20 protein-coding genes are annotated in these 25,005 nt (G+C 43.0%); 3 read left to right on the top strand and 17 right to left on the bottom strand.

All coding sequences use genetic code 11. The annotated features are described in order from the left end of the window. Positions 1-297 precede the first annotated feature (297 nt). The 8 genes from GQY27_RS16090 to GQY27_RS16055 all read right to left on the bottom strand — a co-directional run bounded on the left by GQY27_RS16090 (position 298) and on the right by GQY27_RS16055 (position 12,361). Complete coding sequence (locus GQY27_RS16090) at positions 298-786, bottom strand: hypothetical protein (protein ID WP_160036252.1); 489 nt, start codon at positions 784-786, stop codon at positions 298-300. 163 nt (positions 787-949) lie between these two features. After that, the gene (locus GQY27_RS16085) at positions 950-4,141 is read right to left on the bottom strand and encodes a bifunctional cytochrome P450/NADPH--P450 reductase (protein WP_160036250.1); all 3,192 of its coding nucleotides are present in this window, start codon (positions 4,139-4,141) and stop codon (positions 950-952) included. A gap of 404 nt (positions 4,142-4,545) precedes the next feature. Continuing rightward, positions 4,546-5,271: a LutC/YkgG family protein gene (locus GQY27_RS16080; RefSeq protein ID WP_160036248.1), complete on the bottom strand. Its 726-nt coding sequence runs from the start codon at positions 5,269-5,271 to the stop codon at positions 4,546-4,548. Continuing rightward, on the bottom strand, positions 5,264-6,775 hold the full coding sequence (locus tag GQY27_RS16075) for a LutB/LldF family L-lactate oxidation iron-sulfur protein (protein ID WP_160036246.1): 1,512 nt from the start codon (positions 6,773-6,775) through the stop codon (positions 5,264-5,266). The genes GQY27_RS16080 and GQY27_RS16075 overlap by 8 nt, the downstream gene beginning before the upstream one ends. Then, positions 6,772-7,500 (bottom strand): (Fe-S)-binding protein, encoded by a 729-nt coding sequence (locus GQY27_RS16070; RefSeq protein WP_160036244.1) that lies wholly within the window; start codon positions 7,498-7,500, stop codon positions 6,772-6,774. Before GQY27_RS16070 ends, GQY27_RS16075 begins: the two co-directional genes overlap by 4 nt. Positions 7,501-7,544: 44 nt before the next feature. Next, positions 7,545-9,023, bottom strand: coding sequence for a rhamnulokinase (locus tag GQY27_RS16065; protein WP_160036242.1), 1,479 nt, complete (start codon positions 9,021-9,023; stop codon positions 7,545-7,547). Next, entirely contained in the window at positions 9,020-10,240 is a 1,221-nt protein-coding gene (gene rhaI / locus GQY27_RS16060; RefSeq protein ID WP_160036240.1) for an L-rhamnose isomerase, read from the bottom strand. Before rhaI ends, GQY27_RS16065 begins: the two co-directional genes overlap by 4 nt. 51 nt (positions 10,241-10,291) lie before the next feature. Beyond that, on the bottom strand, positions 10,292-12,361 hold the full coding sequence (locus GQY27_RS16055; RefSeq protein WP_160036238.1) for a bifunctional aldolase/short-chain dehydrogenase: 2,070 nt from the start codon (positions 12,359-12,361) through the stop codon (positions 10,292-10,294). Positions 12,362-12,680: 319 nt separating this feature from the next. Here GQY27_RS16055 and GQY27_RS16050 point away from each other — a divergent pair, with 319 nt between their 5' ends. Both GQY27_RS16050 and GQY27_RS16045 read left to right on the top strand, forming a co-directional pair. Next, positions 12,681-13,505 carry an alpha/beta fold hydrolase gene (locus tag GQY27_RS16050; RefSeq protein ID WP_160036236.1) on the top strand — a complete coding sequence of 275 codons (825 nt, stop codon included), beginning with the start codon at positions 12,681-12,683 and terminating at the stop codon, positions 13,503-13,505. Between the two features lie 110 nt (positions 13,506-13,615). Next, a complete protein-coding gene (locus tag GQY27_RS16045; protein WP_160036234.1) occupies positions 13,616-14,488 on the top strand; it encodes an alpha/beta hydrolase family protein in 873 nt (290 codons plus the stop codon). A gap of 102 nt (positions 14,489-14,590) precedes the next feature. Here the strand turns inward: GQY27_RS16045 and pdxK are convergent, their stop codons facing one another. From pdxK to hxlA, 6 genes are all read right to left on the bottom strand, one after another. Beyond that, on the bottom strand, positions 14,591-15,403 hold the full coding sequence (gene pdxK / locus GQY27_RS16040; protein WP_160036232.1) for a pyridoxine/pyridoxal/pyridoxamine kinase: 813 nt from the start codon (positions 15,401-15,403) through the stop codon (positions 14,591-14,593). Positions 15,404-15,607: 204 nt separating this feature from the next. After that, positions 15,608-16,066, bottom strand: coding sequence for a DUF2500 domain-containing protein (locus GQY27_RS16035; protein ID WP_160036230.1), 459 nt, complete (start codon positions 16,064-16,066; stop codon positions 15,608-15,610). A 42-nt stretch (positions 16,067-16,108) separates the two neighbouring features. Continuing rightward, positions 16,109-17,908: an oligoendopeptidase F gene (gene pepF, locus GQY27_RS16030; protein WP_160036228.1), complete on the bottom strand. Its 1,800-nt coding sequence runs from the start codon at positions 17,906-17,908 to the stop codon at positions 16,109-16,111. A gap of 166 nt (positions 17,909-18,074) precedes the next feature. Further along, a complete protein-coding gene (locus GQY27_RS16025) occupies positions 18,075-18,476 on the bottom strand; it encodes a winged helix-turn-helix transcriptional regulator (RefSeq protein WP_160036226.1) in 402 nt (133 codons plus the stop codon). A gap of 69 nt (positions 18,477-18,545) precedes the next feature. Beyond that, positions 18,546-19,097 carry a 6-phospho-3-hexuloisomerase gene (hxlB, locus tag GQY27_RS16020; protein ID WP_160036224.1) on the bottom strand — a complete coding sequence of 184 codons (552 nt, stop codon included), beginning with the start codon at positions 19,095-19,097 and terminating at the stop codon, positions 18,546-18,548. A 9-nt stretch (positions 19,098-19,106) separates the two neighbouring features. Continuing rightward, entirely contained in the window at positions 19,107-19,739 is a 633-nt protein-coding gene (hxlA, locus tag GQY27_RS16015; protein WP_160036222.1) for a 3-hexulose-6-phosphate synthase, read from the bottom strand. Between the two features lie 437 nt (positions 19,740-20,176). Between hxlA and GQY27_RS16010 the strand changes: the two genes are divergently transcribed. Continuing rightward, positions 20,177-22,018, top strand: coding sequence for an LTA synthase family protein (locus tag GQY27_RS16010; RefSeq protein ID WP_160036310.1), 1,842 nt, complete (start codon positions 20,177-20,179; stop codon positions 22,016-22,018). Positions 22,019-22,104: 86 nt separating this feature from the next. Here GQY27_RS16010 and GQY27_RS16005 read toward each other — a convergent pair whose 3' ends face one another. The 3 genes from GQY27_RS16005 to GQY27_RS15995 all read right to left on the bottom strand — a co-directional run bounded on the left by GQY27_RS16005 (position 22,105) and on the right by GQY27_RS15995 (position 24,885). Then, positions 22,105-23,178 (bottom strand): lactonase family protein, encoded by a 1,074-nt coding sequence (locus GQY27_RS16005; RefSeq protein ID WP_160036220.1) that lies wholly within the window; start codon positions 23,176-23,178, stop codon positions 22,105-22,107. A gap of 15 nt (positions 23,179-23,193) precedes the next feature. Next, complete coding sequence (locus tag GQY27_RS16000; protein WP_160036218.1) at positions 23,194-23,643, bottom strand: OsmC family protein; 450 nt, start codon at positions 23,641-23,643, stop codon at positions 23,194-23,196. Between the two features lie 105 nt (positions 23,644-23,748). Further along, a complete protein-coding gene (locus GQY27_RS15995) occupies positions 23,749-24,885 on the bottom strand; it encodes an NADH-dependent flavin oxidoreductase (RefSeq protein WP_160036216.1) in 1,137 nt (378 codons plus the stop codon). Positions 24,886-25,005: the final 120 nt, after the last annotated feature.

Raw genomic sequence — 25,005 nt, 5'->3', positions numbered from 1 at the left:
AATTACCAATATTTTCAATTTATACTCAGCCAATATAATACGTCATGAAGGACAATTGGTCAATATATAATACGTCACGATGAAAAGGATTGCAGGTCCTTTTTTCCTCATCATAAAAATTTTGGCATATGAAATAAAAAAGACTGCAGAAAAAACTAGTGTAAGCTAGTTTCCTCACAGTCTGAAGCCGCTAAAGGGCGGCTAGAGTGTTTATGATTTATGTAGTATGGGGCAAAGGTCCAATTGTCGTGGCATGATTACGTCTTACATCCAAAACAGCATACGCAATCATACGTCTTATTTCACGGCTCCATGTTCGGTAGTATCTTCCGAATCGTTAGCACTCTCAACTCCTGCTTGGTCCAAAATCTGACGAATGGTACTGCTATGATAAGACATACGCGGCCGTAAATAAATATCATTCGTCTTTCCATATAAGTAGAGGGATATCTCATTTGTATCGTTATACCCACGATAGGAACGGATCTGGTCGAAAGAGTAAAAACGTGTGCCGTACTTTATTCCCTTTGTTCCTACATAGAACCGGGTTACAAAGTAATGCACGATAAAAGCGATAATAAAGAGTCCGTATCTCAAGATACCTGTACTTGAAATGAGGTAAACACCGCCTAAAATAAACACGACTAGAGTAAGAAAGGATTGCTGTTTTCCCTGGCCATCAAACCTAATTTGTCCCACCCGCCCACGTAGCCATATACTATGACAAAAAATGACAGCAGACAAACCTAAATATACGATCAAACTGATGACTTGAAACGATAACATGTACTCCACTCCCTGCGGCTGCTAATAGTCTTCGAATCTCTATCCACATTGTACTTGCCTATAGTAAAGGATGTACAGGTTTTTCCAAATCAGCAATTTATAAAAAAAAGGGCTAATCCCAGTGAATACACCACTGAGATTAGCTCTCCTATTCAAAGTTAGATCAAGCTCCTGCCCATACATCCTTCGCATATTTACCAGCTGATTCAAGGCCGGTCAGCCAAGCTAATGCCTCTTCTTCACTAACCCCATGTTTAGACTGATAAGCTGCAATCAAGGTTTGTTCTACATCCGGTGCCATTTTTGTACCATCACCGCAAATGTACATTTTAGCTCCTTGTTCCAGTAGGTTAAGCAGATGTTCGGCATCTTGTTTCATTAGATGCTGTACATAACATTTTTCTTGTCCATTCACTCTCGAGAAAGCCGTATGAAGCGTAACCAGGCCTTCCTCTTGAGCAGCGACTAACTCTTCTTTATATAGATAGTCGTGTTCTGGATTCCGGCAGCCAAAGTATAGATGGGCTTCGCCCAGTTTCATATTTTGCTCCTTCATTACTTTTCTCGCTTGAATGAAACCGCGGAATGGAGCTACTCCAGTACCTGGGCCAATCATAATAATTGGGGTTTCCGCCTCTTCAGGAAGATGGAATCCAGATTCCGGCGTACGTACAAACATGAATACCTCGGCGCCTATTTCGAGTCCTTCCAAGTAGTTGGATGCAATGCCCTTATACTGCCCTTGGCCGCTCCATGCTGCGTCTCTTACTACGCTTACTGTGATACTTACGATATTTTCACTCACTTTAGGAGAACTTGAAATCGAATAGTATCTTGGTTTCAGTGCAGGCAGTAATTCCATGAACCGCTCAAATGGAATTTCGCAAGCTTCATATCTTTCAATCAAATCGAGCATGGTAATTCTCTTAGCTCTAATTTCGGTTTGGTATACCTCATCATCCAGCATAGCTGTCAGCTCTTTTGCATGAGGAGGACATACGGTATAAGCTGCAAGCTCACGCAGCTGTGCACGAGTTGCCGGTTCCTGCAGTTCTACACTGCGTGCAAGCAGGTCATCAAGACGTACGGGAGTTCCTACTGGTAAATGCGCACTGCTTCTTCCGCTCGCGGATAGAACCAGGTGGCTGCTTCCTTGAAGAGCAAACCGTTTTAGCACGCGCTGTACGAGCGACTCAGGATTAACAGGCAAGATGCCCAAGTGATCTCCTTCTTGATATGACGCTCCTTCTGGAAGAGCAATCTCAATATGCTGAGTAATTCTGCCGCTTTCTGCATGTTGTAAATTCTCACTTTTAACGATATGACCAAGTTCAGCATGGTACGTCTCTACGAGTGGTACAGCAGCTACTCCGCTGACATATTTCACTTTCAGTCCAGTACCCTTCTTCTTGCCATTTTCTACAAGCTTCAGATCCAATGCTTGCATCAGATCAGGCCATAGTCCTTCCGACCAATCATCCACATCGGTTTCGAAATCACCGCTTGCATCACTTTCTCCTCTTCCAAGCAGGCGCGTCGCTCCTTTTGCTTCCAAAGTTTCATCAATCAATCTTGGAATCCGCTGATAGGTGCTGGCCCAGTTATGGTCACCACAACCAAATACAACATAACGAACACCTTCGAATTCGCCTGGTTCTGCTGATTCAATCCACTGCGTAAATGATTTTGCATTGGATGGCGGCTGACCATTATAAGAAGCAGTGACAATAAGCACGACGCCTTCTTTTGGCAGATCGCCCACATAATCATCCATTGGGGCTACATTACTATCAAACCCTTGATATTTAGCCCGGTCTGCTACCTCACGAGCAATCCCTTCTGCGGTACCGAGGTTAGAGCCGTAAAGTACAAGCATCGGAGTATGATGCGCATTCTCCGGCAATGATTCAGCTGTGTCCACTTCTGACGTTTGTTCTTGTGCGGTAACTGCCGAAGCACCAGGAATCATAAGCGCTGCGGATAAGTTTCCTCTGCTGCGTACTTTTACATGGAAATCATCCGGTTTCATAGTCAGCGTCTCTTTTACTTTAAGCTCATAGTTATTAACATCGATAAATTCAAAATGTTTTACAACAAGACCAAGAACAAGAGTAGCTTCTTGAAGGGCAAATTGCTGTCCAATACAAGCTCTTTGTCCATTACCAAATGGTTTATAAGCGTCATGCGGTACTGCGCTTGGATCTGCGAATCGTTCTGGTTTGAACTCTTCTACATCGTCTCCCCATACCCGAGTATCTCGATGCAATGCCGGAATGAGTACGGTTACGCTGGCGTTTTTATTGATAGGATATTTACCTGCAATTTGTGTGTCTTCTTTCGCATAAAGAGAAAATGCCGGTGCAGTAGGCCATAGACGCAGTGCTTCATTCAATACCATTCGAGTATACTTGAGCTCTCTAACCTGATTGTACGTAGGGACCGGATCTTTGAGGACCCTGTCAACCTCTTCTACAATCTTTTTCATCTTGTCTGGGTTCTTCATTAAGTAGTAGATTGCAAATGACAGAAGCCCGCTTGTTGTCTCGTGTCCTGCAATCAGGAAAGTAATGATTTGAAAACGTATATTTTCAGCGTCCAATTTTTCACCCGTTGCCGGATCAACACCTTCGAGCATGTGGGAAAGTAAATCTCCACTATTCCCCCCGCCCCGCTCTTTTCGTTCCTTGATCAGATCATCCACAAGATTAAACATAAACTGTTTATCATCTTGAAATTGTTTTTTTCTCTTCACCATAAACATATCTTGAATACCTAATCGATGAAGCTGATTCATTCCTTCGTCCAAAGAACGAACCATGGCATCGATAAATGGATGATTATCTTCTCTGTAAAAACTGTTGAAACGGTAATCAAATCCACACAGCCCAATCGTATCGAGCGTAAGTCTAGTCATATCAGCCGGAACATCCACCGTTTCATCAGGGTTTAATCTCGCCCATTTCTGGACGAGCTGAAAAGCAATATCAAGCATCTTGGTGTGATACCCTTGCATGGCACGCTGACTAAAACTAGATAACAAAATGTTATGAGCCTTTTTCCAGTTAGGTTCGTTCGTAGCACTCGTAAAGAGACCATCACCCGTAAACGGCCGTACATTTTGCAGCGGAGCCCATATTCTCTTATCAAAGCGCTTCTCATCTGTCGCATCTTTCACAAATTCATGACCTGATATATATACTTCCTTACGTCCAGCAGGATACTGCATTTGGAAGATCGGACCATATTCTTTTGCAATTTTAGATAGTGACTGTATCGGAGCCGTTCCTTCAATCATTGGTAAATTTCCAAGCGGACCATAGGTTTTAGGTTGTGGTATTTGAACAGATTCTGTCATTACATTTCCCTCCGTTATCCTTCATTAATAATTCATTCTTGCTCCCTAGAACTAACTGACTATAATAGTAAACCAGTCATTTTGATGTAAAAAAAAGTGGATTTGATTATTCAATCTCTCCTACATATCTACACTATCACGATGAAAAATGTGGCACAACAGGTATAAGGTCATAATTCCTTACGTCAAAAGTTCCATATTTATTTAGAAAAATATCGAATTTTCTACCTTTTCTTGGTACTTTTATCACAGCAATTCTCTTTACATTGTTAAATACCTACATCATTTATCACGTGAAATATTAATCCCCTGTTTTATTCATTACCCAAACCATTGCTTGATGAACATAAAAAGTGAAGAAACCTCCAATCTTTTAGCTTCGGAGGTCTTCACTTGTTTTTGATTTAACCTAATATAATCGCATATACGATTCCAGGACCGTGAACTCCAATGGTCAGATCATTCTCTATATCAGAAGACCTACTGGGTCCGGATATAAAATGCACCCCTGCCGGTAAGTTTTCTCGGCCTTGTTCATCGAGTTCTACAAGCAGTTCGCCCATTCTCGTTTGAATTCGTTCTCTAGGAATAATAAGAAACAGTACCGTGGGCAGTAAACTTACCGATCTTCCCTTTTCCTTGGAAGACTTCACCATCACTGATCCGGTATAGGCAGCTGCTCCATCTGCAACCACGATCCCAATATCCGCTTCAGCAGCCAGAACTTTCTCATCCCTTCCTTCCTCCATATTCCAGAAGGTAATTTTGGCGTAGGGGATGGAATCTTCTAAGTGGAGCGCCCTTAGCTCTTCTTGATCCTGACAAACAATCCGTTTAGGTTCCAGCTCTTCTGCTTTTTCCTCAATCCATGCACGAAGTTCCTGCTCGTTAGAAACGAGGGCGACATGCCCCCCTACACTCTCGAAGTGAAGAGAAAATTGTTCAACCCGCTTTTCGTCATCCCAATTCGTTTCATTCCAAAAATCAGGTGAACCTCGAAAGGGTCTGGCGGGTCGTTCCTTTATCTGTGGTCGTTGTAGTTTAGAAGCAATATGCTGCATAAATGCATCCTGTTTGCGCCGGGATTCTTGTTCAAGTTCCGCAAGCCAAGTTTCGCCATATTTACTCATCTCGCAAGTCCCCCTGTTGTCTACGGTTAAGTATATCTTGCATTCGTATGCGAACATCGTTGTTCATCTCCACATGCTCTGCCCGGATTTCAGATTCCAGCGTCTTCCATGACTGTCTGAAAGACTGTTTTGCAAGCGATGGAGCTACTCTGTAACTGTTCCAACCCTTAAGCGGTCCTGCCTTTAAGGTGATTTCGCCATTTTTCACAACTAGTTTTTGACCAATTTGTCCCATTTTTATCGCTGTACTAAAGCGGCTAGCCTTCTTAACGACCGCTCCAAAAGCCTTCATTCCTGCGGTTTCTGCTTTATTTCCATACCCTTGCTCGACTTTACGTCTGCGAAGAGAAACAAGCATGTCATGTAAAGGGATTTTCACAGGACAAGCTTCATAACACGCTCCGCAGAGACTTGAGGCACTGGCTATATCATCCCACTCAGCGACATTCTTATTTAGTGCTGGTGTTAGGACAGCCCCAATCGGTCCGCTATACGTGCTTCCGTAAGCATGACCTCCAATATGGCGATAAACGGGGCAAGCGTTTAGACATGCACCGCAGCGGATACAGTTCAGCAGTTCCTGAAACTCTGGGTCACCAAGCTGCAAAGAACGTCCGTTATCCACGATAATGATATGCATTTGTTCGGGTCCATCGGCATCTTCGGTCCTTTTAGGACCCGTTATACCTGACATATACATCGTCATACGCTGACCTGTAGCTGATCTTGGCAGCAGGGTTGCCATAACCTCTAGATCAGCCCATGACGGGATGATTCGCTCCATGCCCATCAGTGTAATCTGCGTTCGCGGCAGCGTGCTCACCATCCGTGCATTCCCTTCATTTTCGAAGAGAACCATGGAACCTGTCTCCGCAATTGCAAAATTACATCCCGTCATGCCGATATCGGCATCCAGAAACCGTTCCCGTAATTTTTTTCGCACAAATCCTGCGAGAATGGTTGTATCCGGAGCCAGCGTTTCTCCTGCAACCTTGGATAATAGTTCGGCAATCTGATATCTATTCTTATGAATAGCCGGGATAACAATGTGAGAAGGCATCTCACCGGCAAGCTGGATAATATATTCACCGAGATCCGTTTCAATCGCTTCGATTCCCGCTTCTTCCAATGCATGATTCAGATGCAGTTCTTCTGTGACCATGGATTTTGACTTTACGACAGAATGAGCCTCCCGGTGTTTGGCGATCTGTAAGGCAATCTTGACGGCTTCCTCACCGGTCTCGGCAAAATGGACATGAACTCCGTTTGCTCTCGCATTCTCTGTAAAAAGATTCAGATAATAATCCAGATGAGCAATGGTATGAAGCCTGATCTGTCTTCCGCGCTCTCTCCATTCTTCCCATCTGCCATGCTCTTCGGATGCCAGCTTTTTGCCACCACGAAGCCTTTCTGTCGTAAATCGTACCGCCCTGCGTAAAAATTCGTCATGCAGCGCAATTTCCGCGCGTTCTCTAACGGCATGTTTTCCTGCTCCCATGCTCATGAAGACTTCACCCCTTCGTATAGCAGCTCAGCAAGATGCATAACCCGGACCGGCTGATTTTGAAAGCGCAGCTGACCGGCAATATTCATCAGACATGCCATATCTAGACCAACTAGAACTTCAGCTTCTGTCTCGACGACATGTTCTGCCTTTTCCGTTACCATCGCACCTGAAATATCTGCCATTTTCACAGCAAAGGTCCCGCCAAACCCGCAGCAATCCTCCGCAAAAGGAAGAGGAACAAACTCGATATCCTTGACACCTGCCAGAAGTACCATCGGTTCTTCCTTCACCCCTAATAAACGACTGCCATGACAAGAGGGATGATACGTTACTTTATGAGGGAATCTAGCACCTATATCGGTAATCCCCATCACCTGAACTAAAAACTGTGTAAACTCATAGGTTTTCGCTTCAAGGCGTCTTGCTTGATCTGCTAGAACAGGATCATCCTTAAATAAGTCTTTATAGTGATGAATCATGTAAGTGCAGGAACCCGAAGGTGAGACTACAAAATCACTATCTTCAAATGCTTCCAGAATCGTTCTGGCCGCTGTTCTTGCTTGGTCAAAATATCCGCTGTTATAAGCCGGTTGACCGCAGCAGGTCTGCACGTTTGGAAATTGAAGAGTGACACCGTATTTAGCCAATATACGTACCATGGCCTCTCCCACCGCTGGATAGATGGCATCACTCAAACAAGTAATAAATAGGGAGACTTTCATCAGCGTACACCTCTTATCTAGAGAAACTCATCTTATTGTTAGGTCTATACATAGGCAGCTAAGTTTGTATATTTTGCATATCCCTGATAAGCTTCTTTCCAAGCCTCTGCGTTCTCCGGTTCATACGTAAGTACTGGAAATGATTCCTTTACTGCCTTTCTCGCTTCATTCAGGGATTTGAAAACGCCTTCATTTATCCATTGTACAATAATATTTCCAATCGCGCTTGCTTCTACAGGCCCAGCATATACAGGCTTGCCAAGGGCACTCGCAGTCCACTTACATAAAAGCTGATTATGAATACCTCCGCCGACCATATGAAGCCCGCCGAAAGATTGTTCAGACACCTGCTCTGTCAGCTCATATACATACCGATATTTCATTGCGAGACTTTCCAGTATACATCGAATGATCTCTCCTTGCGTTTGTGGCGGACGTTGATTGGTCTTTATACAATATTCTTGTATTCTCGAAGTCATGTTCCCTGCTGGAAGAAACATGGAATGATCTGGGTCTATAAATTGCTGAAAAGGAACAGCCTGCTCAGCTAAATGAAGAAGTTTATCATAATTCACATCATGCCCTTCTCTTTCCCACTCTCTTATCGTCTCTTGAAAAATCCACAATCCCATAATATTTTTCAAGAGACGATAAGTATGACCTACACCGCCTTCATTCGTAAAATTACTTGAAAGCGTCTGTTCATTAATGATCGGTGCTTTTACCTCAGTACCCATGAGAGACCAAGTACCGCAGCTTAAGTAAGCAAAAGGACCATCCGTCGCTGGGACCGCAGCAATTGCTGAGCCCGTATCATGTTCTGCCACCGCAATGAAGGGAAGGGGAAGTATGCCGAGTTCTTTGGTCACTTCAGAACGAAGCATCCCTGCTTCCGTGCCTGGCAGAGCAATGGGGCCAAACCATTCTTCCGGTATGCCGATCTGCTTGATTAGTTCCCTATCCCAATCATTCATGACGGGATTAAACAGCTGGGTTGTCGTGGCGTTTGTGAATTCATGCTGTTTTTCTCCTGTCAGAAAATAACGGAGTAAATCTGGAATCATCAGCAGGTGCGCCCCTTCTCTCAGCAGATAAGAGTCCCGTTTTTTCAAGGCAGCAAGCTGATAAATGGTATTGAACGGAAGAAATTGAATCCCTGTTTTTTGAAAAATATGTTCTGCTGGTATTGTATTCAGCACTTCTTCCATTACACCGTTTGTCTGCGTATCACGGTAATGGTATGGATTTCCGAGCAGCTCGCCGTCCCTGCCAAGAATCCCAAAATCAACAGCCCACGAGTCAATACCGACACTGCTTACCTTATCTCCCGCTTGTTTTGTTCTCAGCAACCCTTGTTTGATTTCATGCAAAATTCGCAAAATATCCCAGTGCATGTGTTCCCCAGTAAAAACCGGATTATTACTAAATCGATGCACTTCCCTTATCTCCATGCGAGAGTCACGGAGCAGTCCAAGGACTGCTCTCCCGCTGCTGGCTCCCAAATCAAAGGCTAGGACACTCACCAGCTAGCCCCTCCTTTGCCGCGCCCAGCAATTTCTGCAGTATAACGGCTGTTTAGATAGGCTTCCATAGGATCCACTGGAAGTCCTTGTTCTTCACGCACAGCATGAAGTAATGGAGTAACATCGAACTCAAATGCTTTTCTTACTGCATGTTCAGCAGCAAGTACATCATTATTTTTTTGAGCAGCTGCTACTTCCTCATGATCTACAAGCAGTGCTTTAGCGTATTGTGTCTGAACATTGAGTACGGAACGAATCATGGCAGGAATCTTCTGTTCAATGTTATGAGATTGATCCAGCATATAAGCGATATGGTCTACACCGCTTCGTATTCCTTCATCATCATCCATGCTTCCTTGCAGAATCTGATAAAAAATAAGGAATAATTCATATGGGTTGACGGTACCAACGATAAGATCATCATCGGCATATTTACGGCTGTTAAAATGAAAACCGCCTAGTCTTTTCTCATCCAGCAGGTAAGCTACAATATGTTCGATATTTGCTCCAGGGAGATGATGTCCCGTATCAACTAGCACTTGGGCCTGATCCCCAAGCTTCATCGCCATATTGTAAGCCATGCCCCAATCTGCCAGATCGGTATGATAAAAAGCAGGTTCAAAACATTTATACTCTATCAGCATCCGCATATCTGGAGCTAGTGCCTGGTACATTTCCTGTAATGCTTCCTGCATCCAACCTTTGCGCTTACGAATGTCGCCTTGACCTGGATAGTTGGTTCCATCGGCAAACCACAAAGATACATCTTTCGAACCCGTCTCTTTCGCGATATCTACACAGGCAAGAAGATGATCGGTTGCCATGCGCCGAATTCTGCTGTCGCTGTTCGTTACACTTCCCAGCATGTACTCATCTGCCTGGAACAAATTCGGATTAACAGCTCCAATGTGCAGTCCGAGATTTTCCGCGTGAGAGCGCAGTTTACTATAGTCATCCACTTGATCCCAAGGGATGTGAATGGCCACAGTCGGAGCGAGCCCTGTCAGCCTATGGACCACAGCAGCATCTTCCATTTTCTCAAAAGGATTGCGCGGAACTCCTTCTTTCTGGAATACTTTGAAACGTGTACCGGAATCTCCATAACCCCAAGAAGGAGTTTCAATTTTTAGCTCGGCTAGCTTTTGTTTTACATAACTCACATCGATTCCTCTGGCTAACTGTTGCTCTTCGAATAGTGCATAGGCTTTATCCTTCAAATCTGTTCCCTCCTTCGAATATGAAGCACAAAACAAATGACTCTTACCGATTTAACGCGTAAAGGCTGCGGGTACTCCGCCATCAATTGTCAACATACACCCTGTTGTTTTTTCTGCTTTGGATGAAGCAAAGAAAGCAACACCTTCCGCTATATCTCTTGGATAAATATTAACGAGCAGTGTTGTCCGCTTGCGGTAATGTTCTTCGAGCTGGTCCGGTTCGATTCCGTAAGCTTCAGCTCGCTCATTACGCCAGTTGGAATTCCATATCGCAGAACCTTGTAAGATGGCATCCGGTAAAATCGTATTTACGCGAATTCCGTATTCCCCGCCTTCTGCCGCAATACACCGAGCTAAGTGAGCTTCAAGTGCTTTTGCAGAACTGTAAGCGGTCACATTTTTACCGGCGTAAATTGAATTCTTAGAACCAATGAAGACCATGCTGCCTCCAAGCCCCTGCTCTTTCATTACCTTAAAAGCTTCGCGGGCAACTAGAAAATATCCTGTTCCTAACACATTTATATTTAAATTCCATTCTTGTAAGGAGGTTTCATCAAACGGACTTGAGGTTGCAAGTCCTGCATTATTGACAATAATGTCAACACCGCCATAAGTCAGTGCACACTGAGAATAGGCTTCTTTAATTTGCTCTTCGCTTGTCACATCCATTTGTATAGCAAGAGCCCTGCCGTCTCCGTACTCCGCATTAATCTCTGCAGCCACACGCTGAGCTCCTTCAAAGTTCAGGTCAGCAATAGCCACATGTGCCCCTTCGGATACCAGCACCCTTGCCGTCTCACTGCCAATTCCGCCCGCACCACCTGTAATGAGCGCAACTTGACGCGAGAATTCGGTTTCTTTTGGTGCGAGTGATAATTTATACAGTTCAAGCGGCCAGTACTCCACATTATACGATTCATTTTCGCTGAGAGATACAAATTCTCCCAGAGCAGTAGCGCCTCTCATTACAGCAATTGCCCTATGGTAAAGTGCACCGCTAATTCGTGAATGAGCATGGCTTTTTCCTGTATTAATCATCCCGATACCCGGAATCAAAATGACGCGCGGTGCACTTTCAAACATCTGATCTCCTTCCTGTTTATTACGCTGGAAATAGGCTTTGTAATTCTGTTTATACTGCTGGATTTCTTCAGATAAGATTAGTTTCAATTGGTCTATATTTTCTAATTTCGGTTCCCATTCCACGAATAAAGGAACCACTTTGGTATGTACCAAGTGATCAGGGCATGCTGCACCGACCTGTGACAAAGCTTTCGAGTTGATTCCATTGACGAAGGTTAATACATCCTCTCCATCGTCATACGTCAAAATCATTTTCTTCTCATCACTGACAGCTCCTCGAATCAAAGGCATGATCGCTGTTGCTGCTGCGCGGCGTTCTTCCTCACTAAGCGATGAATAGCGTGCTCCTCCAAAAGTCTTTTTCTCCTGTGCCAGGCGTTCAATATAGTCTTCTGCCTCTTGAATCACGCGAATTGTCTTCGCATACGTCTCTTCAGAAGTGTTTCCCCATGTAACCAATCCATGTTTCTCCATAAGCACTAGTTCCGCATCAGGGTGATTTCTGACACCTTCTGCAATCATTTTTGACAACGTAAAACCTGGCCGAATATAAGGAACCCACACGAATCGATCTCCATATATTTCACGGGCGATTTCGCGTCCGTTATCTGCACAGCAGATACTAATAATGGCATCCGGGTGTGTATGGTCAACCTGTGGAAATGGCAGAAATGCATGAAGCAAAGTTTCAATCGATGCCCTTGGATGTTTTGAATCAATCATACAATTGCTGAGGTATGCCACCATTTCTTCGTCAGGCATCTCATCTAATTCATACAAAGGATTGATATCTTCAAGCCGAAGTCCCGTAAAATGTTTTGCTTGCATGGTGCCAAGATCAGATCCGCTGCCTTTTACATACATGACCTCTATATCTCTTCCTCGAAAATCCTTAATCCCCGTTTTCGTTGACGTATTTCCCCCGCCCCAATTACATACACGGCGATCCGTTCCAATAAGATTGGAGCGATACACAAGTTCATCAAGCCCTTTATTCAGTTGCTTCGCTTTCTCGTTGTCCCATAAGTTTTGTACCATAGTGTAACCAACCCTCCAGAGGTTCTATATTTAGGATAATTTGTCATTACTTAACGGGAGTATACCACTTTTATTTGGGTTTGAGTATGTATTTTTCTGTTTTTTGCAGAAAAAACAATAGAAAAACAGTTATATATCTTTGTTTCAAACAAATAAAACGTTGTCAATTTAAATCTCGCATAACTATCTCTTTCTCTCTTTGAAACATCTTCTTTTGCAGATAGGACATTCCATCTGTGCGAGCTGCATATGATAATGACAATAGAAATGTAGAATGGGAACGATATGTTGCAATACAGCAACAAAGGAGGAGCGGCATATGATGATTGAAGTTGAAAATGGAGTTCAGCTGTACGTAGAAGATCTTCGTCCTGTGGACGGAGGGAATGGACAAACCCTCTTTTTTGTCGCGGGCTGGCCTGTAAGTCACCGGATTTTTGATTACCAGATGCAAATGCTGCCCTACTTGGGATATCGCTGTATTACTCTTGATCTTCGAGGGTTTGGGAAGTCTGATAAACCATGGCATGGATATTATTATGATCGATTTGCTGAAGATATCTCTTTCGTAATGGATGTACTTAATCTCGAAAATGTAGTGCTTGTCGGATTCTCCATGGGTGGAGCCATCTGTAGTCGTCTCATTACGAAATATGATACGGGAGCTAGAGTGGAAAAACTCGTCCTTGTCGGAGCAACCACCCCTTTTCTCGTAAATAAAGAAAATCAATCTACTTTTGGTCTGCCTTTAGTTCAAATCGATCATTTACTTCAGCAAATGCAGATTGATATGCCTCAAGCGATCTCAGATTTTGGTGGTACTTTCTATTATCAATATATCAGCCCGGAATACAAAAGTTGGTTTCAGCAAATGTGCCTCGAAGGTGCATCCCACGCCATTTTACAAAGCGGAATTGCACTCAGAAACGAAGATGTTTCCTCCGATCTGACCCAGATTCAAATACCGACTGGTATTTTCCACGGAGCTCATGATCAGATCGCCCAGTTTCAAGGTGCAGTTGCTACTCAGCAGGCTATCCCCGGTTCTTTGTTATACCGTTTTGAGGAAAGCGGCCATGGGATTTTATACGAAGAGAAGAATCGCTTTCAGGCCACATTACTAGATTTTATTAAAAATACGTAACCGTATAAGAAGATGATAAAAGTGACCTTGCGTTTGATGTACATTGACTGTGGGGTATAATAGTACAAACGTAAAATAACAACTATGACCAAAGGTGATGAGCATGTACTATGATTTATCATGTGACCTATCCATCTGAAGGACTTCATGTAAAAGGTTATCTTAGTCTGCCCTACGGGTACCAGCTTCCAGAAGACGAAGTTAGCCAGTTGCTGCTTGGCAAATTCAGCAGTGATACATATCCCGCTGTACAACTAAATACTCCTCTCCATACTACAGATCAAGATTTCACCTCTAAAAAGTGGCCTGTGTTTATTTATTGCCGCGGTGGAATTGGTAATTTTGGTAAGGTCCGTACTCCATGGGTCGAGGAATTTGCGATGCATGATCATATCGTGTTTGCTCCCTCCTATCGTGGGACGGAAGGCGGTGAAGGGCGGGATCTATTTGGCGGAGATGATAAAGAAGACGTGTATGCTGCCGTAAAACTTCTATCAGAACTGCCTTTTGTTGATTCCGATCGAATCAGTATTATGGGTTTTTCGAGAGGTTCAATTAATGCAGCCTATACAGCGCATACTCTTCCGAATATTCATAAACTGGTGCTTTGGAGCGGTGTATCCGATATGGCTCAGACCTATGAGGAAAGAATTGATCTGCGCCGTACGTTTAAACGCGTCATCGGGGGTACTCCAACAAAAGTACCGGAAGCATATAAAGATCGCTCACCCGTCACGATTGCTGGAGAGCTCAGTTGTCCTGTGCTTATCGTCCATGGTACGAAGGATGTCCAGGTATCCTACAGTCAAGGTGAGAAAATGTACAACTCGTTAAGCAAAGCAAAAGCAGATGTGAACTTCCATCGTTATGAAGGTCTTGGTCATCATTTCCCGCAGGAAACGCACCGTGCGGCGATTACTCGAATGTTCGAATGGATAACAGAGAGCACAGGAGATGCTGAGTCCACTTCTATATATTCATGAAAAAAGAGTTGTCCATGATGTAGCCTGAATCACACGCTACATCATGGGACAGCTCTTTTTCGTGTTTCTTTTTTAGTGTTACTGAGATAACGTGCCTGAGCATTATTTCGCAGACGGGATCCGGTGAGCAGAATGTCTTGTCGGGCCAACAAACTGGTTAAGCGGGAATCCATTTGAGATCGCCTGTGTTACAAACGTTTTCGCTCCAGATACGGATTCACGAACGGAACGTCCTTTTGCAAGCCCTGCTGTAATTGCAGCCGAAGATGTGCAGCCCGCACCGTGCGTATACTGGGTTTCAATCGCATCCGCCTCAAACCATTCATAAGTTTGTCCATCATATAGCAGATCCACTGCTTTACCTGGACGGATTTTCCCTCTATCTTTAATCAGAACATGTTTTGCTCCGAGATCATGAATGATCGTTGCTGCTTCCTGCATTTTTTCCAGTGTAGTAATCGGACCTGTTTTAGCAAGTTGTGAAGCTTCAAAAATGTTTGGAGTTACAAGATCCGCACGCGGAAGAAGGAATTCGATCATTGCTTCTGTATTTTCTGGCTGCAGTACTTCATCTGTACCTTTGCAGACCATAACAGGGTCAATAACAATTCGATCTAGCTTGTACTGGTCAATATAACGAGACACGAGTTCAATAATATCAACAGAACCCAGCATCCCTGTCTTCATAGCATCAAAACCAATACCTTCCATTACCGTTTTAAGCTGCGTCTCCACAATCCCAAGATCCACAGGAAATACTTGATGATCCCATGTTTTTGGTTCCATGCATACAATCGTGGTTAAAGCCGTCATTCCGTATACATCATATTCTTGGAATGTCTTCAAATCAGCCTGAATTCCAGCGCCTCCGCTTGTATCCGAGCCTGCTACCGTTAATGCTTTTCTTATCGTCATGTTCATTATTCCCTTCGCTTGTAGATAACTTCTCTATTATAAAATAAGTGAATGGCCTTAATCCATACCCATTTTGTAAGATTATCATATAAAACGATATTTCATGATAAAAAACTGCCTAATCACCCCACTACCGAGATAATCAGACAGTTCTCTAATGAATCAGCAACAATACTCAGTAATAATTGAATAATGATGTGTTTTTTAGAGCCTAAGCGAACTTGCCATTCGTTCAAATCCTAAATACCGAGTTCCTTGATGAGTAAGTCTGCCCTCGTCACCTTCAACCAGCAGACCATATTCTTCTGCCCGCACCTCAAATTCTGTTCGACGACCATCTTCAAATTCAAAGGTTAGATAATAGTTAGTATATGCCCTGCTGTTACCAGAACCTCCGCTCACTTCGGTTCTTTTGGTTAACACACGTGCGCCTTCGGTCAAACGTTCAGCCGCATTATTACGAGTATAGGTGGTAACTCCATTTATAATAGAATAAAGAACAACACTGAGAATCATTAATAAAATTGCTGAGAAGAAAAAGGTGAATAAAGGAGGTGTACCAACAAAAAAACTGCCTAATCCTGAGAAGAAACCAGGTTCTTCATCAAAAAAAATATCTCCATCGTTAAATCCATTTCCAAACAAATAAAATGGAACGCTCATGACGTTTCTCTCCCTTGGTGGACATAAAAACCTTTGTACGAATTAGTATAAACTCTCCAGTTCATCAATCAGTTCACCCACATAACGTACCGCACTGCGGATTGGTTCCGGCTTCGACATATCCACACCAGCCAGCTTCATGAGTTCCAAGGGACTTTTGCTTCCACCGGCTTTTAGTACTTCTAACCAGCGATCAACCGCAGGCTGTCCTTCACTTCGAATTTGCTCAGCAACAGCAGTCGAAGCCGTGAGACCTGCTGCATAAGTATAAGGATAGAGACTCATGTAATAATGCGGCTGACGCATCCATGTAAGGGCAGCATGATCATCAATGACAACATCCTCTCCCCAGAATGAAGATAGGATATTGCCTTTTAGCTCACACAGCTTCACAGCAGTAATTGGCTCATTATTCATGGCGAGTTCGTACACCTGACGCTGCAGTTCTCCTTCTAACAGGTGAGTAACGAAGTTGTGGAAATACGTTCCTAACAGCTGAGAAATTACCCAGCGTCGCATTCGCGGATTATTAGAACCCTTAATTAAATGATCTGCCAGCAACAGCTCGTTCAATGTAGAAGGAGCCTCAATAAAATAAAGTGAGGGTCTGGCATTGGTAAGACGTTGATTTCTCCCAGCAAGCATTAAATGTCCTGCATGACCCACTTCATGAGCGAGGGTAAAGGCACCTCTCATGTTATCTGACCAGCTAATGAGAATGTAAGAATGGACATCTGGAATAGACATGCAGAAAGCACCTGTTCGTTTTCCAGCATTATCTGCATAATCAATCCAGCGATCACTGAAAGCGTCATCGACAATTTTTCCATATTCCGGTCCGAGAATTTGCAGTGCTTCTTTGATCAGTTCACCTGCTTCTTCAAATGAAATACCGGGGCTAAAATCAGGATCGAGCGGAGCTTTTAAATCAGCAAACGTCATCTCAGATAAACCGAGTACGCGCTTCTTCAGCGCTGCATATCTCCGCATATGTGGTGCAAGGTCTGTCTGAATAATATCAAGAATATTATTGTACATCGCTGTAGTTACCTGCTGAGGCTTAAGTAACATGTCTGTTACCGAATCATATCCCCGAAGACGAGATTCAATGACTTGGCGTTTTACTTCTGTTCCATACGCTTCTGCAAACGTATTTCGATATTTATACAACGTTTCACTAAACACGTTAAACGAATTTCGGCGCAGTACAGGATCAGCAGACTCTACATATTTATTCTCATAGAGTGCAAAGGATACGGGGACTTCTTCACCGCGTCCGTCTTTAGTGGAAGGAAAGGTCATATCAGCAAGCTTGCTTCGTTCATAAATACGGTAAGGTGCACTTAACACTTCACCAAAAGAGGCAAGTACTTTTTCGGTTTCTGCACTAAGCCGGTGACGCTTGGTCTCAAGCAGCAACTTCAAACTTCTTTCAAACACTTGAAGTCCGAGCTCTTCTTCTATGTAGGCTTCCACTTTCCCATCCGGAAGGGATAAAATCTCTGAACGTACAAACGAGAGTGCAGAGCTTACCGCAGAAGATACATCTCTCGCCTTAGCGGCATCCATTTGATTCTGAGGGTTCATACTATCGCCCGATTGATGCAGATAGGAGTAAGCACTCATTCGCTGCAGTCTTCCCTGAAGCTTCTCCTGAGCCTCCAGACAAGCAAGCAGTACTTCTGCACCCTCTCCCAGCTTTCCTTCATATTGTGTAACGGTAGAAATATCCATCTCGATGGCTTTGCGCTCTTCCTCCCAAGCTTCTTTCGTAGCGAATATATCATCCAGATTCCAAGTGGTTTCTGTTCGAACTTCAGACCTAGATAAAATTTTGGACATATTGTTCCTTCTCCCCTCTGTTCCTGTTATACTCTTCCTAATTTATGTAATTGTATCATAAAATATCTTGAGTCCCTTTTAAAAAAAACAAAAAAGAACCCGCTTCTGTTTCCAGAAGCGAGTCCTTAGGGTGAGACTCCGTATTCTATTATCAGCGATCAACAAATTATTCGGTTACCAGCTTATGATCCGTATCTGGCATCTTTTCACTTTCGTCTTTCCATATCACGTTCTCACCATATTGTTTGCCCCAATTATACATCGCCTGTAAAACAGGCATCAGGCTTTGTCCATGATCTGTCAAAGAATATTCCACGCGTGGAGGAACTTCTGCATACACTTTGCGATGAACAAGAAGATCTTGTTCTAGTTCGCGCAGCTGATGGGTCAACATCTTCTGTGTAATATGAGGGATCATCTTTTTTAGTTCACTAAAACGTTTGGTCCCTTCAAGTCCCAAGTGCCACAATATAATTAGCTTCCACTTTCCGCCTATGACAGCAAGCGTCAGTTCTTTCTCACAATTAATTTCTTTCAGATTAATGCGATCTTTTATTTCTGTTGCCACTTGATACCAAGCCCCCTCCACCTAAGTCTACTATAATTTCCTATATCGCAGCAAAAGGGGGAATAGAAACTATTCAAGATTGGCATGTCTTTCAAACATCATTGCTGTATCCTGGTCCATCTTTCTCATTAAGGATAGAATGATTCCATCGAGCGTAATGATTAGGCTTTGTTCAAATAATGAACCCATCGGCTGAATCGATTGCCGATTACCTTCATCTTCCTTCGCTACCGCATGAATTTGAATGATTGCATCCGCAAGCTGCCCAATCGAAGAATGCTGGTGAATTGTAAGAACCACGACCGAAGCATCCATTCCTTTTGCCTTTTGGGCCATGGATAATAAACTTTTCGTTTCGCCTGACCCGCTGCAAAGAATCAGAACGTCTCCTTTGCATATGGGAGGGGTCGTTGTTTCTCCGATTACAAATGTAGGCTTACCTAAATGAGCCAATCTCATGGCAAAGGATTTTCCCATCAGACCAGATCGACCTGCACCCGCTACGAACACCTGACCTGCTCCTGCGATTAGATTCATCGCTTCCGTTAGCTCGGTTTCACTAAGAAGAGCTGCTGCCGTCTCAAGTTCCCTAAGAATAGATACTACATCATTTTTGACCATCGCTTTTGGTTACCCTTGTTTAATCATTTCTTGCATCTCAGCTGCTACTGCTTTTTTATCATCTTGGGTAGTGATTCCCCCGCCCACAATAATGAGATCAGGTCCAGCTTTGATTACTTCTGGCAAAGTTTCCAGCTTAATTCCACCCGCTATTGCTGTTTTTGCATTGGTTACAGCTCTCTTAATCGTTTGCAAATCTTCAAATGAGTTTTGGCCTACGGCTTGAAGATCATATCCAGTATGGACACAAATATAATCTACACCAAGAGCATCGATCTCTTTCGCACGCTGTTCAATGTTTTTCACATTAATCATATCAACGAGGATTTCTTTGCCTTGTTTTTTTGCTTCTTCTACGGAACCTTTGATTGTCATATCATCCGTAGCCCCAAGTACAGTTATAATATCTGCGCCCGCTTCGGATGCTTTCATAATTTCGTAACCACCCGCATCCATAATTTTAAGATCTGCGAGTACCGTAAGATTAGGGAATGCTGCTTTCATTTCTTTCACTGCATGAAGTCCTTCGTTAATGACGATCGGCGTTCCTATTTCTACAATATCAATATAAGATTCAACCTCTTTTACCAATTCAATTGCTTCTGGGATATTTACAAGGTCAAGTGCTAATTGTAATTTCATATATCATTCGCTCCTCTATAGTTCGTTTTCATGACAAGCTGGCTTCCGTTTGTCAGTTCCCCTCTATACTAAATACTAGAGATCCAAATAGGAAGTACGCACTTTAAAGTAGGGTAGTTACCTAGAGTATACTAATGGGCAGTATGTTGATTTTTTATATAAACAATGCAACTTTTGAACTGTAAGGTTTAAGCACAATTGATTAGCCAGTAAGACCTATACTATAATGCTAGAAGATATGATAAATATCTGGAAAACGATAGAATCTAGCAGGGAGGGAAAACTTTTGTCCGGCAGATGAAATTCCGGCTTAAGTACAATTGATGAAACCACCACTCGAGAAAGTAAAAACTCAGGACGAAGCATTATTAAGCTACGATCCAGGTTCTCCTGAGCAAAAGTCTACATTTTTTGTCAACGCTTCAAATGTCCTCACCATGATCTGCACACGCTCGTTATTGTTCTTCTCTCTAATTATGCTGTTTAAGAGTTATATAGCTTGGTTTGGCGTTTTTGATGATGGACCTTCTTGGGCCATTATGCTCAAAGAATTACCTTTCATCCTGCTCATATTCTGTCTTATTGAATGGTTTGCCACCAAACGAAAATTAATGATATATACTATTTTGAATTTGCTTCTAACCGCTATTTTCTTTGCCGTTATTATTTACTACAAATACTATGGAGTTATTGTCACCTACAAAGCATTAGAACAAGTGAATCAGGTAACCGCAGTCAGCAACAGTGTATTCTCACTAATTGACCCGCAATATTTGCTGATCTTCACGGATGTTCTCGTATTTGGCTATTTACTATTCAGGAATAAATCGGCGGAAAACTGGAAACAAGCGATACGAAGACCCGCAAATAAAAAAATCATTGCCTGTCTTTTTTCGATCTCGCTCCTTATTACATCACTGAATATTTATACAAACCGCGGCAGTTTTAATGAAGTAGTCAAAGCAGAACAAATGGGGATTTTCAATTACGAAGCGTACACTTTGCTTAACCAAAAGAAAGCGGAACTTATTCCATCAGAAGAGATCACACAAGAACGGATTAATGAATTAAAAGGATTATCAGAAAATAAAGCTGACAATTTACAACTGCACGGAGCTTTAGAAGGTAAAAATCTCATTATCATTCAGATGGAATCCCTTCAAAATTTTTTGGTTCATCTAAAAATCGATGGTCAAGAGATTACACCGAACTTAAATAAGCTGGTTCAAGATCATACTTATTTCTCTCATTTTTATCATCAGGTCGGCCAAGGGAATACATCGGATGCTGAATTTGTAGTAAACACTTCCTATTATGTCCCACCTGAGGGAGCGGCTGTCCAGACTTACGTAGACAAAGTGTTGCCGAGCCTGCCAAGACTTCTGAAAGATAAAGGTTACGATACAGCTACGTTCCACACCAATGTCGTTGAATTCTGGAATCGCGGGGAACTCTATTCATCACTCGGGTTCGATCACTATTATGACAAGTCATTCTTTGGCGAAGAAGATACGGTATTCTTTGGAGCTTCTGACCATGTACTCTATCAAAAAACAGCGAAAAAACTAGAGGAGATGGATCAAGAAGCAAATCCATTTTATGCCCAGGTCATTTCCATGTCTGCTCACCATCCGTTTACGCTTCCCGAAGAGAAAATGACATTACCTCTTCCTGAGCGTTATGATGATACTTTTGTTGGGAACTATATTCGTGCACAGCATTATGCAGATGCTGAACTTGGGACATTCATTGCAGATTTGAAAAATCGCGGGATATGGGATAACAGTGTTGTTGTCCTGTATGGAGATCATGTTGGACTGCCGACTACATCACTAGATAATGAAGACTTGTTATTGCTAAATGAAATACTCGGGCTTCCTTATGATTACACGGATATGATCAATATTCCTCTCGTCATTGCTTCTTCCGGTGTCACACCTGTGGGAGAGCAAAAACAAATTGGCGGACAGGTGGATATCTTGCCTACGGTAGCAGGTCTGCTTGGTATTTCACTCGAGGATCATATTCATTTCGGGCAAGATTTACTGAATCAAAAAGATTATAATTTACTGCCTGAACGCTATTATCTGCCTACCGGCTCGTTTATAAATAGCAATGAAGTCTTCATCTCCGGCAGCGGATTTGATGATGGAGAACATCATGTACTGAAGAATATAATGGAAACGGGTCATGTAACGACAGAGAACGAATTCTATCAAGCTCTTTCTCTCCTCGATCTGTCACATAGTTATGTATCCCAGCTTCCTCTTAAACAATAAGCAAAACAGCACCCTATGTCCTCACGATAAAATCGTGAAGCATGGGGTGCTGTTTTATTTTTGCAGCCACATTTCCTGTGTCTACACTACATATATACGGACCATACACAGACTGGCTTAGGTGACTCTACTTGTTTGCCTGTATAAGTCAATCGGCCTGTCTCTTTGTTCACTTCGAATACAACAATATTATTCGTATCTCGATTTGTGACAAGCATCAGGTTACCCTTTGGTGTAAGTGAAAAGTGTCTTGGATGAGCACCTTCCGTAGAGATATGCTGTACATGTTCAAGTGTTCCGTCTGCCGAAGCGGCATACACAACAATACTGTCATGCCCCCGGTTAGACCCATATACGAAGCGCCCATCCTTGGAAATTGTAATTTCTGCACACGTATTTTCCCCTGTGAAATCACTTGGCAACGTAGGTAACGTTTGGATTGCTGTTAAATTGCCTTCTTCAACGTCATATGCATAAGAAGTTATCGTAGAATCTACTTCGTTAATTACATAGGCATACTTGCCATTGGGATGGAATACGAGATGGCGCGGACCTGCAGCGTCATGCGTATGCACTTCACGATGCAGCACAAGTTTATTCTCTTCCCGGTCGATCTGATATACAAAAATCGTATCCAGGCCTAAATCCTGAACCATGATAAACTTTCCATCTGGCGAGAAGAAAGCAGAATGAACATGAGGACGATCCTGACGTTCTGGATGTGTCCCATGACCTTTATGCTGCTTGGAATCGAGCATTTTACCAATGCTTCCATCTTCTTTTAGAGATACTAGACTTACTGTGCCTCCATGGTAGCTTGAGATCACAAGATACTCACCTTGAGGATCTTTTTGAACATGGCATGTAGGTGCATAAGCAGACTGACCCCGATTGATAAGTTCCAGTTCACCCGTCTCCGGTAAAATCTGATAAGCTAACGCTTCTCCTGATTTCAAGCCGTCGGTTGTCACCATTTCACCAATGGAAATAAGTTGTTTTGAATCCGAATCGACTTGGAGAAAGGTTGGATTCTTCACACCTTCCTGCTTACTGCGCAGAGAGAGCTCGTATGTATTCTCATCGAGTTCATATACATGAATTCCTGGATTTTCTTTTTCTGCATAAGAACCTGTAAACACTAATAATTTTGAAGTTGTCATCTTGTATTTCCTCCCTTACATACTGGCTACGAGCACACTTGGCTCTGTTTTTATTTGAACGTTTCCTGCAACAGCTCTTGAAATCATACAAGAAATTTCTGCTTTATGCGACAGAAGAAGTGCTTTTTCCACATTCGAATCTGTTGAGCCATGCTTTAAAGTAACTACCGGCCGATGAGTAATTGCTTCATACGTAAATATATTGTTTGTTACATCGACGGTTGCTTCTGAAGTTAAGGTAAGCTGTTCTACAGGAAGTTCAGAACGCTCCATCATTGCTGCAAGAGTGATCAGATAGCAGGTCGCAGCTGCTCCAAGCAGCATCTCATCCGGATTCGTACCAATCCCCGGTCCTCCCATCTCTTTAGGAATCGAGATCTTGGTTTGAAGCTGTCCTGCTTCAATCGTGCCGGTACTGTTACGTCCACCGTTCCATACAGCTTCGAGTACAAATGGGTGCTTCAAGCTGCAAACATCCTCTCTTTTGTTTTTTACTATATTATAAAGCACTTAAGAAAAAGCAATAAAGCCGGAAAGCTTCGGGAAGCTTCCGACCTTACACTCATCATATTATTTTGATTCTTCTGAATCAAGTACCGGGAACCAGCCCGGAACTCCGAGAATCATATTCCACAGCGGATCTGGAATAACAAGACGTTCCTGATCTTCTTTTGTTAAATGCACAGCAATATGTTCTTCATTGCCGGATTCAATCTTTTCAACCCAGTCGGGTTCAATAATCAATTCTCTGCCAAGTGCTATCATGGATACATTGGTATTCAGTGCACTCAGTGCTTCATCCGCTGTATGAATGTTACCAACTCCGACCAGCGGAACTCTATCTCCGGTACGCTCTGCAATCCATTCCAGTCGAGTTTTGGAATCATCAGCTCCGCGTCTTGGTTTGGACCAGAAATCGGTAAGCGAAACATGAAGATAATCTAGGTTTTTCTCAAGCAGCGCATCCGTTAATACAAAGGTATCTTCCATTGTCAGTCCCGGTGTCTCCGGTTCTTCTGGTGAAAAACGATATCCAACAATGAACGGTCCTTTTGCATATTTCTTAACTGCGGATTGAATCGAATCGATCACAGCAAGCGGGAATGTAAGTCGTTTCTCTACATCTCCACCCCAGCGGTCTTCTCTACGGTTGGAATGAGGGGAGAAAAACTGCTGGATTAAGTAACCGTTAGCTCCATGAATCTCAACCCCGTCAAAACCTGCTTCGATTGCACGGCGAGTCGCTTCTCCAAAATCCTCAATAATGGAAACGATCTCAGCATCCTGCAGTTCACGCGGTTCAGGCGATCCTGGTCTTTCACTTGCAATTGCACTCGCGCTTACAACATCTCCGCCTACCAAATCAGGGGGAGACAATCTGCCCGCATGGAAAATCTGTAACACCGCTTTTGCGCCTTGTTTTTTAATGGTATCCGCCAGTTTCTTAAGACCTGGCACAAAAGAATCATCCGATACCGAAAACTGACCTGGAAAACCTACACCGTTATCAGTTACATACGCAACTGCCGTAACAACAACACTCGCTCCATTAGAGCGGCGAGCATAATATTCCAGTTCTGCATCCGATACAGTCCCGTCCTCATTAGAAGACCAATTCGTCATCGGTGCCATCATGATTTTATTTTTTAAGATCATTCCATTCGGTAAAGTAACTTGATCAAAAAGAAGATTATATTTTGAATTCATCTCTATCACTCCCACATTTACAGCTATAAAATTAGTAAACTTTTCCTTGCTTACTGAAACAAGTATAGTTACTTTAAAGTTTCTATGCAAGCCATCATCAATAATAAGAATGTAAAAATA

Origin of the sequence: Paenibacillus sp. An7, from assembly GCF_009870785.1 — a bacterium.
Lineage (GTDB): Bacteria > Bacillota > Bacilli > Paenibacillales > Paenibacillaceae > Paenibacillus.
Note: the sequence above shows the minus strand (reverse complement) of the source record. Positions and strands in the feature narration are given on the sequence as shown.

Excerpts from the sequence above, each read along its gene's own strand:
- GQY27_RS16090 (WP_160036252.1), bottom strand. The coding sequence starts at position 786 with ATGTTATCGTTTCAAGTCATCAGTTTGATCGTATATTTAGGTTTGTCT.
- GQY27_RS16085 (WP_160036250.1), bottom strand. The coding sequence starts at position 4,141 with ATGACAGAATCTGTTCAAATACCACAACCTAAAACCTATGGTCCGCTT.
- GQY27_RS16080 (WP_160036248.1), bottom strand. The coding sequence starts at position 5,271 with ATGAGTAAATATGGCGAAACTTGGCTTGCGGAACTTGAACAAGAATCC.
- GQY27_RS16075 (WP_160036246.1), bottom strand. The coding sequence starts at position 6,775 with ATGAGCATGGGAGCAGGAAAACATGCCGTTAGAGAACGCGCGGAAATT.
- GQY27_RS16070 (WP_160036244.1), bottom strand. The coding sequence starts at position 7,500 with ATGAAAGTCTCCCTATTTATTACTTGTTTGAGTGATGCCATCTATCCA.
- GQY27_RS16055 (WP_160036238.1), bottom strand. The coding sequence starts at position 12,361 with ATGGTACAAAACTTATGGGACAACGAGAAAGCGAAGCAACTGAATAAA.
- GQY27_RS16050 (WP_160036236.1), top strand. The coding sequence starts at position 12,681 with ATGATGATTGAAGTTGAAAATGGAGTTCAGCTGTACGTAGAAGATCTT.
- GQY27_RS16045 (WP_160036234.1), top strand. The coding sequence starts at position 13,616 with ATGATTTATCATGTGACCTATCCATCTGAAGGACTTCATGTAAAAGGT.
- pdxK (WP_160036232.1), bottom strand. The coding sequence starts at position 15,403 with ATGACGATAAGAAAAGCATTAACGGTAGCAGGCTCGGATACAAGCGGA.
- GQY27_RS16035 (WP_160036230.1), bottom strand. The coding sequence starts at position 16,066 with ATGAGCGTTCCATTTTATTTGTTTGGAAATGGATTTAACGATGGAGAT.
- pepF (WP_160036228.1), bottom strand. The coding sequence starts at position 17,908 with ATGTCCAAAATTTTATCTAGGTCTGAAGTTCGAACAGAAACCACTTGG.
- hxlB (WP_160036224.1), bottom strand. The coding sequence starts at position 19,097 with ATGGTCAAAAATGATGTAGTATCTATTCTTAGGGAACTTGAGACGGCA.
- hxlA (WP_160036222.1), bottom strand. The coding sequence starts at position 19,739 with ATGAAATTACAATTAGCACTTGACCTTGTAAATATCCCAGAAGCAATT.
- GQY27_RS16010 (WP_160036310.1), top strand. The coding sequence starts at position 20,177 with ATGATCTGCACACGCTCGTTATTGTTCTTCTCTCTAATTATGCTGTTT.
- GQY27_RS16005 (WP_160036220.1), bottom strand. The coding sequence starts at position 23,178 with ATGACAACTTCAAAATTATTAGTGTTTACAGGTTCTTATGCAGAAAAA.
- GQY27_RS15995 (WP_160036216.1), bottom strand. The coding sequence starts at position 24,885 with ATGAATTCAAAATATAATCTTCTTTTTGATCAAGTTACTTTACCGAAT.